Below are 16,693 nucleotides of genomic sequence, written 5' to 3'. Positions count from 1 at the left end.
ACTTATTCCTTGTGGGTTAAGATCCAGCAGTTATGAATATGCTTGTTGCGAGAAAAATCAAGCGGCAGAGTTTGATTTGAAATGTTTTTCGCCTCTAGCCCCAACTCATTCAATGCGTCCAAGTCCATTTTAAAGTGGCGTTTGTTGTTTGAAAAAACAATGGTTCCACCGGCACGAAGGAGTCGCTTAAGATCTTTCATCAATTGAATGTGGTCACGCTGAACATCAAATGACTGTTCCATACGTTTCGAGTTAGAAAACGTCGGTGGGTCAATAAAGATTAAATCAAACTTCTCTGTAGAGTTTGCCAACCACTGCAAGCAATCTGCCTGCTCGTACCGATGTTGTCTGCCGACCTGCCCGTTGAGCTTCATGTTCTCTTTCGCCCATTCCAAGTAGGTCTTAGACATGTCGACCGTGGTCGTGGACTTTGCACCGCCACATGCGGCGTGAACTGTGCCTGACCCAGTGTAAGCAAATAGGTTTAAGAAATCTTTACCTTGCGAGAGTTCACCCAATTTACGACGGGTGATTTTATGATCAAGGAACAATCCAGTATCTAGGTAATCGTGAAGGTTAACGAGCAGCTTCACGCCATACTCGTTGACTTGCATTGTTTCTGACTCCTGAGAGAGCTTTTGATACTGAGAGCGCCCTTTTTGCTTCTCACGCACTTTCAGCACAACTTTATTAGCCTCAGTGCCGGTCACTTGAATTGCTGCGCGGATAATGTCTGTAAGACGACGCTTTGCTTTCTCTTCAGGGATATTCTTTGGTGCCGCGTATTCCTGAATCACTAGGTGATCAAGGTAGACATCGATAGCCACGTTGTACTCTGGTAAATCTGCATCATAAATACGGTAGCAATCGAGCTGCTCTTTACGCGCCCATTTGCCAATCTTGCCAATGTTCTTCTTTAGACGGTTGGCAAAATCTGGTGCGATTAAAGATTCAGTGACAGCGTCACCTCTAGATTCTGCAGGGCGATCTGAAATGGAGTAGTTTTTTTGATGACAAGGCAACGCGCCATTGTTCAATTTGAACTGCTTATCAGCTCGCATACGCAGACAACTGAGCAGCTCATCAGAGCTTGAGAAAATAGACGCCTGACATCCGCCGAACTGGTCTTTGAGCTGTGCACCAAAGGCGGTATATAGAGCAATCAGACCAGGATGAGTACCTAAACGTTCACCATAAGGTGGGTTTGACACGATGACGCCATGCTCAAAACCAGCAGGTCGCATAACCTTAGCTGCATCCCCTTCTTGAAACTCAATAAGAGACTCAACGCCTGCACGGCGCGCATTGTCTTTTGCGGTTTTAAGTACACGAGCATCGTTGTCAAAGCCAAAGAACTTAGCGTCAACTTTTTTGACACCACGACGAGCCTGCACGGAAGCTTCAGACTTTATCTCAGCCCAAAGCTCAGGCTCAAAGTCTTCAAGGGATTCGAAGCCCCATTTTTTACGGTTCACACCTGGCGCCATATTCGCAGCCATCATCGCAGCTTCAATCAAAAGCGTTCCTGAACCACACATAGGGTCTAACATCGACTTGCTCTCATCCCAGCCACTGCGAAGAATAATAGCCGCCGCTAACGTCTCACGTAGAGGCGCACGGCCTGATTCTGGGCGATAACCACGTTGATGTAGGCCTCCACCGACCATATCGATACCAAGTAACGCTTTATCTTTATGTAAGCGAACGTGGATACGAAGATCGGCACGATCTTTACTGATCGACGGTCGTGGGAGGTTCTTCTTCTCATAACAGTCCACTACCGCATCTTTGACTTTCATCGCTCCGTACTGACTGTTACGAATCTCTCGGTTCGTGCCATTAAAGTCCACGACGAACTTTTTCGAACTATGGAAATGGTTGACCCAGTTTACTGATGATGTCGCAAGGTATAGATCCATATCGTCGTTACAAGTGAACTCTGATAGAACGCGAACAAAGCGAGAAGCCAAACGGCTCCATAGACAGCAGCGATAAATCTGCTCAATTGATGCTTTAAAACGGACACCTGCTTGTACAGGTTTTGCGTCGTTAATCCCTAGCTTTGTTAACTCTTCTACTAACAGGTTCTCCAAACCATTGGATGTAACCGCAAGATATTGATGCATAGTGAACTTATTATTCTGTTGAAAATGACCTCTCATTATACCTGACAACCGAGCAACATCGTTAATCCAAATAGCGTTATTCAGCCTTTCCGCTGCTGTCTGATGAAATAACCATCAACTCTCATCTAGTCAGAGAGTTACCAACCTTTCTAATAAATCGTCAACTTCCTATCGGATTTCTTGGCCTAAGGAGATAGTGAATACTTATTTACTTAAGAATTGGTCTATACCAAGAACCCTAAAAGACGTAAATTTATTACCAAATACCACTTAAAGGGGGAATTTTGCATATTGATAGAAGCGATTAAGCCAAAATTGCCGATGAAACTGACTCAAATTATTGTCTGAAAACCGAACGATTCTCACATTCAATAATCAGTTCTCCGCGAGGATACGAATGAATTTAGATGGAATAAGATGGGTTTTAGGCAAAAAAAATCGGCCATAAGGCCGATGGGAAATCATAAAAGGAACGAAAAATTAGCCAACCAAAGCGATTGGTTGAGCTTGGAACTGGTGGTTTATAAGCAGCATTCGGTCATGCATCACTTTGATTGCCTCACCAAACGACAACGACTTAATGCCATTCAACTGGAATTCGTCAAGTGAGACAGACACACATAAGCTGGCGCACTCCCCGACTTCGATGACAATAAAAGAGCTCGAACAGCTTGATGTTGACAACTGAACGAAGTCACCTTCCTCAAGCGCTAGATTTCCATCCGATAGTGAATCAAAGAACCAGCTCTTGGGTTGCACAGGTTTGTGAAAGCGTTTCGCTGCCACACAGTACAAGGCTAATTCGGCTTGACGTGGCTCAGAAAGCCCAAGCAACGCAATTTGTTCTTTGTAAGTTTGATAAGCGGATGCATCGTCGACAGAAAACTCGTTGATGCCAATCGCACACTCGACGATTAGTTTGCGAGGAAGGTTGGTCTTAAACAACATACCATCACCCAGATCGAGCATCAGGTGCCCTTCTGAGTCATCGTAGTACCAAGTCCATTTGTCACTGGGTTTAAGCATCATTCCAATCTCTATGTCGTTTGAATTTAGGTAAACGCTTAATTACCTGTCCAAGCAATGATTTGAATTTTATTCGCTATACCAATAAAAAAAAGAGGAAATGAAAACTCATTTCCTCTTCAAATTCGGTTATTGAAACCCATCTAGCTCAGTGTGACAATGTCACGCCAATCAATATGTTAGGCGTAAAACTAAAGGTTTTTGACAATATCTTTTACAAGACCCGGGCCGTGGTAAATGAAGCCAGAGTAAACCTGAACAAGTTTTGCTCCTGCCATCAGTTTCTCTTTCGCGGCAACATAAGAGTCAACACCACCTACCCCGATTACTGGGATCTGGTCACCAAGCACTTCGTGCAAACGACGAACCACTTCAGTACTGCGCGATTGCACCGGACGACCGCTTAAACCTCCAGCCTCGTTTGCGTGCTTCATGCCTTCTACTACGGTTCTGTCTAGCGTCGTGTTGGTTGCGATAACGCCATCAATCTTGTTTTTAAGTAACGATTCACAGATCTGTTTGATCTCATCGTCACTTAGATCCGGAGCGATCTTCAGAGCAAGCGGTACATACTTGCCGTGCTTCTCTGCCAATTCAGCTTGCTTCGCTTTTAGCTCAGATAGAAGATCATCCAGCGCTTCACCATATTGAAGAGAGCGAAGCCCTGGTGTATTTGGAGAAGAAATGTTTACCGCGATGTAGCCAGCATACTCGTATACCTTTTCCATACAGATAAGGTAATCTTCAGCACCCTTTTCAATCGGAGTGTCTTTGTTCTTACCGATATTGATCCCCAGCACGCAAGAATATTTGGAGTTCTTAACATTCTCGACAAGGTTATCAACACCTAGGTTGTTAAAGCCCATACGGTTGATGATACCTTCGGCTTCAACAAGACGGAACAAACGTGGTTTGTCGTTTCCGGATTGTGGACGAGGCGTAACAGTCCCCACTTCAACAAAGCCAAAACCCATTGCATCGAACGCTTCGATACACTCACCATTTTTATCTAGGCCAGCCGCAAGGCCAACTGGATTTCGGAATGTCAGACCCATGCATTCGACTGGGCGATGTGGGAGTTGTTGACGGTAAAGAAGATCGACTGGAGTGCCAGTGAAACGTTTGAAGTTCTGAATTGCAAGATCATGTGCCTTTTCGGCATCAAGTTGGAAAAAGCCAGCTCTGGCTAGACGGTAAAGCATTGTGCCTCCGAAAGAAAAAAGCCCCGTGTAAACGGGGCTGTATTATTAATGGTTTTACCGAACAATTCAATCTATTATGGCAAACGTTTACTCATTTGCTGAACAATTCAGATTTAGCAGCATCAGTTCGCGCAGAGCTACAGAGAACTTGGCAAACTCATGAACTGAACCAATCTTGAATTCGTTCAAGATATTCTCCCAACGATGAAGAGATATTTCGTTCGTTGAAATCCAATCCTCTAGCGCTTTCATAACATCAAGTTCTTCAGGCGCACAGCTACAACTCAACACTTGTCCAGTCAATTGACGCTGCTGCCAATCTAGATCTTCACGGAACGCTGCTCGAGCGAGAGCCTGCCAATGGTTGTCAACAGCCTGAGTATTGATTTGCTTCAAGAACCAATGTAGCGACAATCGATCGCCTAAGTTGTAGTACAACTTAGCACTTTGCTCGACCGATTTACCTTTTTCACGAGATACTGTGGATATATCCAGTGCCGAGTATAGGCTAGATAAGCGAGACACATAACTCGCCAATTCAGGCGTAATACCCTGCTCGATCCACGCTTTCGCCATCTCGTTGTGTTCTTCCACTTCTGACGGTACCAACATGTCATCAAGGTTTGACTTGATCACTTCAACGTCAGACTGGTAAAGGTCAATCAAGGCTTTAACGCATTGACGGCCATTGCGGTTACGCAATAACCAACGAGATAAACGACGTAACGTACGGCGAACATAGAACATCATGTCGTACTGAGCTTCGGTTGTTGCTTGGTTGTCTAGCGAGCGAACCTCTTCAAAGACTTTGCCTAAGCCGAATATCTCTCTCGCAGCAACATACGCATTTGCGATATCCACAACATGAGCGCCAGTCTCTTCTTGCAAACGGGTCACGAAATTACAACCCATCTCGTTAACCATTTGGTTCGCAAGTGCCGTTGCAATTATTTCTGCACGTAGTGGATGATTGTCCATTTGTGTAGAATAGTTACGGCGTAACTCAGTTGGAAAGTATTGTACTAACTGCTGTGCATGGAATGCATCATTAGCAATGTCATCATGGACAAGCTCTTCTTTAAGAACCATCTTTCCGTAAGCAACGAGCACAGATAGCTCAGGACGAGTCAATGCCTGGCCTTGTTTCTCACGTTCAATCAAGGTCTCATCGTCTGGGATGTACTCAAGAGCGCGATCAAGATGACCTGATTTTTCCATCGTATGGATGAAACGAATTTGTTCTTTAACCAGAGAGGTCCCCTGCTGCTCTGTCACAGAAATAGACTCTGATTGACAGTAGGCATCATCCAATACGATCTCTCCTACCTCATCTTCCATCGATTCTAGGATTTGGTTACGTTGCTTAACCGTAAGGTCACCATTTGCAACCAAACCATTTAGGAAGATTTTGATATTTACTTCGTTATCCGAACAATCCACACCACCAACGTTGTCGACAAAGTCAGTGTTGACGCGACCACCTGTTAGCGCGTATTCAACTCGGCCAAGCTGAGTCATACCTAAGTTACCGCCTTCGCCGACGACTTTGGCACGCAGTTCACGTCCATCGATACGTAACACATCATTTGCTCGGTCGCCGACATCAGTATGTGTTTCCGATGAGGCTTTAACATAAGTACCGATCCCGCCATTCCATAGAAGATCAACTTCCATTTTTAGGATCATCTTGATGAGTTCGTTTGGTGCTAGAGACGCTTTTTTGGTGCCGAGCATTTTTTGAATCTCAGGAGTCAGTGAGATTGACTTCGCACGGCGAGAGAAAATGCCACCACCTTTAGAGATAAGCTCGGCGTTGTAGTCTTCCCAGCTTGAACGCGGTAAGTTGAATAAGCGATTGCGCTCTTCCCACCCCGTAGCCGAGTCTGGGTTTGGATCAATAAAGATATGCATGTGGTTAAACGCCGCTTGCAAACGAATATGCTTAGATAGAAGCATACCGTTACCAAACACGTCTCCAGCCATGTCACCAACACCAATCGCAGTAAAATCGGTTGTTTGACAATCAATGCCCATCTCACGGAAGTGGCGTTTCACCGACTCCCAACCGCCCTTCGCGGTAATCCCCATCGCCTTATGGTCATAGCCGTTAGAGCCGCCTGACGCAAACGCATCACCTAGCCAGAAGTTGTACTCCTCAGATACTGAGTTAGCCAAATCTGAGAACGTTGCTGTGCCTTTATCAGCCGCTACAACCAAATACGGGTCATCTTCATCATGACGAACCACGCTCTTCGGTGGGATAACTTCGCCTTCAATGATGTTATCAGAGACATCCAGTAACGCTCGGATAAAGCGTTTGTAGCAGCGCTGACCTTCAGCGAAAATTTCATCACGGCCACTAAAGTTGTGCTGACGTTTACAAACAAAGCCACCTTTCGCACCAACCGGTACGATGACGGTGTTCTTAACTTGCTGCGCTTTCACAAGACCAAGAATTTCTGTACGGAAATCCTCTTGACGGTCTGACCAGCGTAGACCACCACGAGCCACTTTACCGCCACGTAGATGCACACCTTCAATATCGGGTGCGTAGACAAAGATCTCAAATGCCGGCACAGGCTGCGGGATTTCTGGAATCTCACTTGGTTTCATCTTGAGTGATAACCAAGGCTTAGGCTGTTTGTCTGCATCAAGTTGATAGTAGTTCGTGCGCAGTGTTGCCGAGATCATTTCTACATAACGGCGGATAATACGGTCGTCATCGAGACTTTCGACGTGATCAAGTTGCTCAGTAATCTTCTTAACAAGATCCGCCTGTCCTTTTTGACTGCCTTTGAACTTAGGATCAAAACGTTTAGCGAATAGATCAACCAGAGCTTTCGCCAAATCAGGATAATGGCTGAGTGTATCTTCAATGTACTGTTGACTGAATGGGAAACCGACTTGACGCATGTAACGCGCGTAAGCACGTAAAATGGAAATCTCGCGTCCGGTCAACGAAGCACCAAGAACCAAACGGTTGAAGCCATCGCTTTCTAGATCGCCAGCCCAAATCGCAGCAAAGGCTTGTTGAAAACGATCTCTCGCTTCACGCAAGTCAACGGTTTTCTCACTCTTATGCAGCATTGAGAAATCAAGTATCCAATAAACTTGGCCATTCGCCTTACGCACTTCATAAGGAGACTCTCCGATCACTCGCAATCCTAAGTTTTCGAGCATCGGCATGACGTCAGAAAGGTGGATAGGTTCATCGCGGTGATACAGTTTCAGGCGTACTGCTTTTGAGTCGGAACCAAGCTCTTGCGGACGGTAGAACAGCATTCCCAGCTTGTTGTCATCGCTAAGTGCTTCTAATCGCTCGATATCAGCCACCGCCGAGCCAGGCATAACATCTTCTTTGTATGAACGTGGGAACGCGCGGTTGTAATCTTTTGATAAAGGTAAGCCTTTGCTCTCACCAAAGTTCGCAACGATCGCATCTGACAAACGATCATCCCAAGTCGAAGATGCTTCCATTAAGTTTTGCTCAATCGTTTTGACATTAATATCTGAGTTGTTGTTGTCCACACGAACAATGTAGTGTGTACGGGCAAGTGGGCTTTCGGAGAAATAGGTAGTGAACTCAACCTCTTTATCACAACCGAAATACTGTTTAAGAATTCGTTGCGTCTGACGGCGAAGCTCGGTGTTGTAACGATCTTTTGTCACATAAACCATGCAGCTGAAGAAACGGCCAAACGGGTCTTTACGCACGAACAAACGCAGTAAATCACGATCCTGCATTTGAACCACACCCATACCCACTTCAAGCAACTCTTCTTCTTTTGCCTGAAGCAGTTCATCACGTGGGTAATTTTCTAGAATGTTATGCAGCGCTTTATAGGAGTATGACCCTTCACGGTATCGACTCGCTTCTAGGATACGTTCGACTTTTTCACGAATTAGAGGAATGCTTTCTACGCTTTGGTTGTAAACTGCGGAGGTGTAAAGACCTGTGAAGCGGTGCTCACCGATCACTTTGCCATTCTTATCGAATTTCTTAATGCCGATGTAATCGGTGTATGCTGGTCTGTGGATCCGCGAAGGCGTATTGCCTTTGGTGAGGATCAGTAAGAATGGTTTTTTCGCTTCAAGTCTTGCCGAATCAGGGAAGTCTGACAGTTTAACGCTTCGAACACGGTCGCGATTCGCAAAAAGCCCCAAGCCTTTGTCTGGCGTTGGACGCAACTCCGTATCACCATCGACGGAAACAAGATCGTACTCCTTGTATCCCATAAAGGTAAAGTTGTGTCTTCCTAACCAACGCAGGAAGTTAATCGTCTCATCGTAGCGATCACGCTCAACGGTGACTGTATCTTGCTGAGCTTCGACTTGATTGGTGACTTCTTCAAGTTTTTCAACCATCAGTAACCAATCCTGAACAACAAGGCCGGTGTCTTTCAGAATACTCAGCAACTCTTCCTTCAAAGAAGCCATTGCGCCTTTGTCACTTAAACGGTCAACTTCGATATGGAAAAGTGACTGCAGCGCCCCTTCACCTTCGTTGATACCGGTAATCTCACCTTTGGCATTGCGAGCAACTTGCGTAGGACCATGCAGCATCAGGTGTGATGCAAGATCCAAACGACTCAATGCCATCTTAATCGAATCGACCAAGAACGGGCTGTCTTGTACGACGATTTCAACAATAGTGTGTGTGGATTGCCAGCCTTGACGACTAACAGTTGGGTTGAAGACTCGGACAGAAACGTCATCGGCTTTCTTTTCGCTGATGTGATGCCAAAGGCTCACCACTGCACCGTAAAGATCGGATTCGTTGCGTTCGACTAAGTCGTCCTGAGAGATATTGCTAAATAAATGTTGAGCAAGTTGAGTGACTAAAGGTTGATGAGCAAGCTCGAGTTTGTCTTGAATCAGTTGGTACACTTTTTCAAGCAGAACCGGCATCAATGTTTCACGCGCGGTCATAATCACACTCCACTATTATAGAATTGTATGTTTTTGTAGGGATGTTGTAAGCATAGTGCTTAACACGGGTAATGCCGCTTTATTGTAAAAGCTTTATTGATAAATAGTTAATTCTTTTAGGAGTGGTAAGAGGTGAAATGTTTGAGAATGTGATTGAGGTTCTATTTAAACTTCTAAGAAATCAGTCGCTCACAGAACTTCTAACTTGAGAAACTTATTATTTTGGTCAGTTGTTAAACGAAACCGCCCTTTTACACCAATTTGACTAAGAAATGGTCTGAACTTGGTTGCAGGTAATTGTAGACGTAACCCGTTGTCAGTAACGACTAAAACACTGCTTGCTGCACCATTGTAGTGAGCAAGGAAAGTTTGATATGAGATGTTTAAGGAGAAGTAATAGTAGTTCATGGTCAATAAAGTAACACTTTTGGTACCAACCGAAAAATACTGTATAAATAAACAGTAGCACATAATTGTGCTACTGTTTTAACCAGTCGATTAAGCTTCGAGCGCTTTCGTTACTTTTTCGAACAGGTCTTTTGCCAAGTTATCCATTGATTTAAGCGCTTCAAGCTCAGCTTTTATCAAGGCTTGACGCTCTTCATCGTATTTACGGAACTTCAGCAACGGATCAATCAATCGAGAGGCGACTTGCGGGTTACTGCTGTTCATCTCTTTGAGGATCTCACCTGCAAACTTGTACCCTTCGCCCGTTTTCGCATGGAAACGCACTGGGTTCATGTTTAGGAACGAGCCAATCAAGCTACGAGTACGGTTTGGATTCTTAAGACTGAATGCCTCATGGTTCATTGTCTCTTTAATCACTTCCAACACGTTCTCTGCCGGATTACAGCCTTGTAGCGCAAACCACTTATCCATAACCAGACCATCGTGCTTCCATTTATCGCTGTAATCAGCCATCAAGGTTTCACGACAAGGGAGTTGTGCGCTGTTTGCTGCTGACATCGCCGCCACAGTATCGGTCATATTATTGGCTTCGAAGTACTGTTTTTCTGCCAGTTGATTACCTTGCTCTGTGTACGCCAAATACGCTAACGCTGTATTACGCAACGAGCGCTTGCCAATTGCAGGGTGATCCACTGTGTACTCAGCTTGATTCAAACTGTGGTACAACGCTGTCAACTCGTCTTCAAGTTCTGTTGCCAGTTTCACCTTAATTGCTTTAAGAACGCTCGCCACCGCATCAACGTCTACGGTTTTGTACCAGCCAGACACTTCATTGTGACTCGGAACTGACATCATTTCCGCAATGAAGGCAGGTTCAAGAGAATCAGAAAGCAGAACACCTCGGAACGCATCGATCAGTGATTCAGGCAGGACGACTCCATCACCATTTTGCACAGCCGTCACATTACTACGAATGTATTTCGCAAGCAGCATCTGCCCTGCATCCCAGCGTGCAAACTCGTTGCGCGCGTGAACCATCAAAAAGATCAGCTCTTCATCACTGTAATCGTATTCTAGAATAACAGGTGCTGAGAACTCTCTTAGCAATGACGGAATCGGCTCTTCATTTACGTTTTCAAACACAAACGTCTGCTTGTCTTCTGTTACGTCTAGGACGTTATGAACTTTTTCACCGTTACGGCGTAACTCAATAACATCACCATTCGCGGCATACAGTTCCACATCGAAAGGAATGTGTAACGCTTGCTTCTCTTTTTGTTCGTGTGTCGGCTCTGTCGATTGAGAAATTGTTAGTGCATAAGTTTTCTGCTCTGCATCGTAAGTGCTTTCCACAGACACGGTTGGTGTACCTGACTGGCTGTACCACAAGCGGAACTGTTTCAAGTCCACGCCAGAAGCATCTTCCATTGCCGCAACAAAGTCTTCACAGGTTGCAGCAGTACCGTCATGACGCTCAAAGTAGAGCTTCATGCCCGCTTGGAAACCTTCTTCGCCTAATAAAGTGTGCATCATGCGAATAACTTCACTGCCCTTTTCATAAACGGTTAGGGTGTAGAAGTTATTCATCTCGATCACTTTTTCAGGGCGAATCGGATGAGACATCGGACTTGCATCTTCAGCAAACTGAGGGCCACGAATGATTCGGACGTTGTTGATTCGGTTTACTGCACGAGAGCCTAAGTCTGATGAGAACTCCTGATCGCGGAAGACGGTTAGGCCTTCTTTTAAGCTCAGTTGGAACCAATCTCGACATGTAACTCGGTTGCCCGTCCAGTTGTGGAAGTATTCGTGACCAATAACCGCTTCGATACCTAGGTAGTCTGTGTCCGTTGCGGTCTTCTCATTGGCTAAAACATATTTAGAGTTGAAGATGTTGAGACCTTTGTTCTCCATTGCGCCCATGTTGAAGAAATCAACCGCCACAATCATGTAGATGTCTAGGTCGTACTCTAAGCCGAAGCGTTCCTCATCCCACTTCATGGAATTGATTAGAGAGGTCATCGCATGTGGCGCGCGATCAAGGTTGCCTTTATCAACGAAGATTTCTAGCTCAACATTGCGACCAGATTGCGTCACATATTGGTCGCGCAGAACATCAAAGTCACCCGCGACAAGTGCAAACAAGTAGGCTGGTTTCGGGTGCGGATCTTGCCATTGAACCCAGTGACGGCCGCCTTCAAGATCCCCTTCTGCAATACGGTTACCGTTGCTCAACAAGTATGGGTATTGGGCTTTTTCTGCGATGACCTTGGTGGTGTACTTGGCCAACACATCTGGGCGGTCTAGATAGTAGGTAATGCGACGGAAGCCTTCAGCTTCACATTGCGTACAAAATGCACCGCCCGACTTGTACAAACCTTCTAACGCAGTGTTCGCTTCCGGATCAATTTCAGTGACAATGGTGAGTTCGAATTCTGCAGGAAGTGCGTTAAGCATCAGCGCGCCTTCCACTTCTTGATAATCTTCCCAAGCAGTGCCATTTACAGAGACACTCACCAGTTTGAGGCTTTCACCATCAAGGCGCAGTGATGCCTCGTCTCTGAGTTGTTTTACTTGTGAAACGGCGGTAACGATCGTTTCTTTGTCATGCAAATCAAACGTCAAATCCAAATCAGTAATGGTGTGTGACGGTGATAAATAATCTTTACGATACTTGGCTTGTGGAGTCTGAGCCATGTCGAAATCCTTCTGACTGATACTAATGAAGACACTCACATTCTATGAGTGGGGCGAACGATAAAAGATTCTCATCCGCAAAGTGGCAGTTAGCTTACAACTCTATGTGCAAAAAAACGAGGTATTCTCTACAAATACCTCGTTTTTTGCCTATTGTTCAAACATAAATCAAACTATATGGCTACAAAAGCGTCGTTCGTCATATAAAATGACTGTCATATCCTTGGTGTTCACCGTATTCTATTGAGCACTGCGTACATACCACCTTCTTCACCTTCTAACGTTAGGACGTCTCTGTTGAGTGTGTAACGCGTATCGTGCTCACCATCTTCATACAAAAGAACCAGTTGATCCCCTTCCGTATAGTAGACACCTTGATGAACAGCCTCATCACCATCTTCGTTAGCCACGCGGAAAGTAAAAACAAAATCGGGCTGAAGGACCAAATCCATTCTTCGAACGTCACTAGCAAGCAAATCATCACCAGCAAGATGCTCACTAGACCACATACCGGCAAGAGAATTAGACAGTGCTTTGGTAAAGGTCACACCATTTAGGTTAAGCAGATTGTGATTCGCTGAATACTGGTACACTTGAGGCTCAGATGTATTGAGACCAAGAATAATGGTGTCATCGTTAGCGTTGTATAGCCCTTCCCAGTGATCTACCGAGTAGTCCTTTTTCTGTATATCAATAACGAAACTATAGTTTGAGTTGAGTGAGAGCTTAATCGCTAGAAAGTTTTCTTGAGAGTTTTCTGGGTTAGGATTGATTAAGTACCAGTCCCCTAATAAAAACGGCTGATCAAATTGGGTAAGATCCGCATTGTCTTTGTTTTGATTTGCAGATGCAGTTAGGCTAAAAAGCAAGCAAAAAAGTCCGAACCATTTCATAACATACCCTCACTCTTTTTCTTTAAGCTTAGGCAGATTCGTTCTATTTGGCTAAAAAATTGATCTAAATCACATTAATTATTGACATAAAAAAAGCGAGCCACAGGGGCTCGCCTTTCTAAGCGGTTGAAACTACGATTTAATCATGTCTACCGTAATCGCGACAGCTTCATTCAAGTAAGCGTCTGGCGCTTCATAATCTTTAGGGATATCGTCCAAAGATTTGAATTCTGCTTCACCTTTTGCTTTCTGACGTTGGTTAATTCGTGCTAGACGATCAGCGTCAGCTTTATCTGCTTCGGCTTTACGAACTTTTTCATTCAAAGAGAGCGAGTTGTCATCTTTCTCTGCCTTGTACTTTGCAATGTCCTCGGCAATGAAACGAAACTCCAAGTCTTCCGCAATTCTTGCTTGGTGCTTAGCGCTTAACTCGCTGATAAGCTTTTCGTTACGGCGTAACACGTCATATTTTGCCTTGTCGATACTATCCCACGGCAACGCATTGTCTTCTACGCTCTCGCCTGTTTCACTAGGATCGACTGCCGTTGGAAAAGCAATATCCGGTGCAACACCTCGATTTTGCGTACTACCGCCATCTATTCGATAAAACTTTTGGATTGTGTATTGCACATAACCCAACTCTTTGTCGAACAAATCATAGATGTGATTTAACGAGCGGTGCTGCTGCACTGTACCTTTACCAAAAGAGTTTTCGCCTAAAACTACGGCACGGCCATAATCTTGCATCGCCGCGGCAAAAATTTCAGAAGCTGATGCACTGTAGCGGTTCACCAAAACCGTCAACGGTCCTTCGTAGCTAATCTTACCGTCGGTATCGCTGTTAACATTCACTCTACCGTAGCTGTCTCTAACTTGTACTACAGGGCCACTGGTAATAAACAGCCCAGACAACGCCGTCGCTTCCGTTAACGCACCACCGCCATTGTTGCGTAAATCAACCACAATACCGGCAACGCCTTTCTGTTTGAGTTCGCTAATCAGCTTATCCGTATCTTTTGCAAGACCAACGTAGAAACTTGGAACTTCAAGCACCCCAATTTTCTTACCATCTTGTTCGATAACTTCCGCTTTCACTGCACGATCTTCAAGTCGAATCTTATCTCGTACGATGGTGATCACTTCCGCCTTGCTATCCTTACCTTCTGGCAGAATTTGCAAGTTAACTTTGGTGCCTTTCGGGCCTTTGATCAGTTGCACGACGTCATCTAGACGCCAACCAATCACATCAACGACCTCTTCACCATCTTGTCCGACACCGATAATCCTGTCACCTTCGGCAAGTTGCTTGCTATTGGAAGCCGGTCCACCAGCAACTAACGAGCGAATGACCGTGTAATCATCTGTCATTTGCAAAACGGCGCCAATGCCCTCAAGAGACAGGTTCATTTCAGTTTGGAATTGATCGGCGCTTCGAGGAGAAAGGTAACTTGTATGAGGATCGACTTCACGAGCAAACGCGTTCATGTAAAGTTGAAACGCATCTTCGTTGTGAGTTTGACTAAGACGTTTAAGCGCATTGTTGTAACGCTTGCCGAGAACATCTTTTATCTCATCCCAGTCTTTACCCGTCATCTTCAAGTTGAGCGCGTCATACTTAACACGTTTGCGCCACAACTCGTTTAGCTCAGCGGTGTCTTTAGGCCAAGCAGACTCACTGCGATCAAGCTCGATAGTCTCGTCGGTATCGAACGTCATCTCTTTGTCTAACAAAGACAAAGCGTATTGGAAGCGCTCATAACGACGTTTCATGGATAGATTGTACGCATCAAAGGCAATCTGGTTTTCACCCGACTTCAACTGTTCATCAATGCCCAGGGCCAATTTATCTAGTTGGTCAATGTCAGATTGAGTGAACACATTACGATTGTAATCAAGCATCCCAATATAGCGGTCAAAAATCGCTTTTGAGAACTGATCATTCAACGTGAAGTGTTTGTAATGGGAACGAGTAAAGCGAGAGGTCACACGCTTACTTGCTGTGGCGTGCTGAGCTTCCGGTGCTAATGTGGGTAAATCTTCTAGACCAATCTTTGCTTCTAGAGCTTGGGCTGAAGACGCTGCTAGCCATAAGCTAGCAGCAATCAGCGACAGTTTTGAACGGCATTTCATGCGTAGGAGACTCTCCTTTATGCGCGTAGGTGCTCCGCTTTCACAACCATTTGTAGGCCGTTAGACAGTTGAACACGTACATCTTCCTTATTGATTTCAACGATAGTCGCAGCCATATTTCCTTTGCCCATGTTCACGTTTACTGCGTTGCCAACTTTCACTTCGTCAGCAGTCAGAGCGCGTGTTTCCACTGGCTTCTTGGCTTTTTGCGGCTTGTTTTGTTGTGGGCGACGGCTTTGAGGCTTCTTCGCAGCCGGCTTAGCTTTCGCCTTACCCTCTTCGCGCGCTTTTTGAGCTTGCTCTTTACGACGAGCTTGAACTTTCGCTTTACTTTCAGCTAATGCTGTTTTTGCATGTTCTACGTGTTCTTCTTCAAGTTCACCCGCTGGGTTACCATCTAAATCAACACGTACTGCACCAGGTTTTACACCGTGTAGGTAACGCCATGATGAAGTGTACTGTCTTAACGCTGCACGAAGTTGTGTTTTACTCACTTTTGGATCGTCACTTAGACGTTCCGCAAGATCTTGAAAAATACCAATTTTAAGTGGCTTTGCTTCACCTTCTAAAGTAAAGCACTTAGGGAAACATTCAGCAATGTATGCAATGATTTCTTTGCTGTTTTTTAACTTTTCAGTGTTTTCCATGTGGGTTCCTGGTTATTGCGGACTGTCCGCGAGCATTAAGATAAATATTTCAGGTATTATAGTGACCTGCATGGGAAAAACCACAGTGAAAAGCCAATTTATGCCTTGATAGCGTGTGAATTGAGCAGCTTTTCTACTTCTGCCATTAAAAACGTCAGTCCTTCTTCGTCGATCTCACTAAAACGACCAACCACAGGGCTATCGATATCTAATACGCCAGCAACCTCACCCGAGATCGAAAATGGAATCACGATTTCAGAGTTACTTGCCGCATCACACGCAATGTGCCCTTCAAATTGATGAACATCATAGACACGCTGAACACTGTTCGTTGCAACTGATGTCCCGCACACCCCGCGCCCTACTGGGATTCGGACACATGCAGGGTTCCCTTGAAAAGGACCGAGTACCAACTCTTCCTCTTTCATCAAATAGAATCCGACCCAGTTGATGCTGTCAAGTTCCATGTTAAGCAGGGCGCTCAAGTTGGCTAAGTTAGCAATCAGGTCTTGCTCGCCTTCAAGTAGTGCGACGGCTTGTTTGGTTAAACGTTGATACTGTTCTAATGTCATAGTGAGTGCTGTTCCGTTTGAATTTAGAGACTTCGTTAATGAATTTACGTACAATTCCATAAA

Annotated in this window: 10 protein-coding genes; all 10 read right to left on the bottom strand. The window is 45.1% G+C overall.

The features are described from left to right. Positions 1–2: 2 nt before the first annotated feature. The 10 genes from rlmKL to U9J37_RS04080 all read right to left on the bottom strand — a co-directional run bounded on the left by rlmKL (position 3) and on the right by U9J37_RS04080 (position 16,630). Positions 3–2,126 (bottom strand): bifunctional 23S rRNA (guanine(2069)-N(7))-methyltransferase RlmK/23S rRNA (guanine(2445)-N(2))-methyltransferase RlmL, encoded by a 2,124-nt coding sequence (gene rlmKL / locus U9J37_RS04125; protein ID WP_005476536.1) that lies wholly within the window; start codon positions 2,124–2,126, stop codon positions 3–5. Between the two features lie 480 nt (positions 2,127–2,606). Continuing rightward, positions 2,607–3,152: a cell division protein ZapC gene (locus U9J37_RS04120; RefSeq protein ID WP_038141494.1), complete on the bottom strand. Its 546-nt coding sequence runs from the start codon at positions 3,150–3,152 to the stop codon at positions 2,607–2,609. A gap of 191 nt (positions 3,153–3,343) precedes the next feature. Further along, the gene (gene pyrD / locus U9J37_RS04115; RefSeq protein WP_043887493.1) at positions 3,344–4,354 is read right to left on the bottom strand and encodes a quinone-dependent dihydroorotate dehydrogenase; all 1,011 of its coding nucleotides are present in this window, start codon (positions 4,352–4,354) and stop codon (positions 3,344–3,346) included. 87 nt (positions 4,355–4,441) lie between these two features. Then, entirely contained in the window at positions 4,442–9,283 is a 4,842-nt protein-coding gene (locus U9J37_RS04110; protein WP_005476526.1) for an NAD-glutamate dehydrogenase, read from the bottom strand. Between the two features lie 189 nt (positions 9,284–9,472). Continuing rightward, complete coding sequence (locus tag U9J37_RS04105; RefSeq protein ID WP_038141471.1) at positions 9,473–9,691, bottom strand: DUF2835 domain-containing protein; 219 nt, start codon at positions 9,689–9,691, stop codon at positions 9,473–9,475. A 90-nt stretch (positions 9,692–9,781) separates the two neighbouring features. Continuing rightward, positions 9,782–12,388: an aminopeptidase N gene (pepN, locus tag U9J37_RS04100; RefSeq protein ID WP_005476523.1), complete on the bottom strand. Its 2,607-nt coding sequence runs from the start codon at positions 12,386–12,388 to the stop codon at positions 9,782–9,784. A gap of 230 nt (positions 12,389–12,618) precedes the next feature. Beyond that, positions 12,619–13,281 (bottom strand): hypothetical protein, encoded by a 663-nt coding sequence (locus tag U9J37_RS04095; protein ID WP_038141466.1) that lies wholly within the window; start codon positions 13,279–13,281, stop codon positions 12,619–12,621. 132 nt (positions 13,282–13,413) lie between these two features. Beyond that, a complete protein-coding gene (gene prc, locus U9J37_RS04090) occupies positions 13,414–15,411 on the bottom strand; it encodes a carboxy terminal-processing peptidase (RefSeq protein ID WP_005476531.1) in 1,998 nt (665 codons plus the stop codon). Between the two features lie 17 nt (positions 15,412–15,428). Then, positions 15,429–16,058, bottom strand: a complete 630-nt coding sequence (proQ, locus tag U9J37_RS04085) for an RNA chaperone ProQ (protein WP_038141462.1) — start codon at positions 16,056–16,058, stop codon at positions 15,429–15,431. Between the two features lie 98 nt (positions 16,059–16,156). Further along, the gene (locus U9J37_RS04080; RefSeq protein ID WP_005475552.1) at positions 16,157–16,630 is read right to left on the bottom strand and encodes a free L-methionine (R)-S-oxide reductase MsrC; all 474 of its coding nucleotides are present in this window, start codon (positions 16,628–16,630) and stop codon (positions 16,157–16,159) included. Positions 16,631–16,693: the final 63 nt, after the last annotated feature.

Origin of the sequence: Vibrio sp. 16 (assembly GCF_963681195.1) — a bacterium.
GTDB lineage: Bacteria > Pseudomonadota > Gammaproteobacteria > Enterobacterales > Vibrionaceae > Vibrio > Vibrio sinaloensis_D.
The sequence above is the reverse complement of the archived record's forward strand: the minus strand, read 5'-3'. Positions and strand labels throughout refer to the sequence as shown.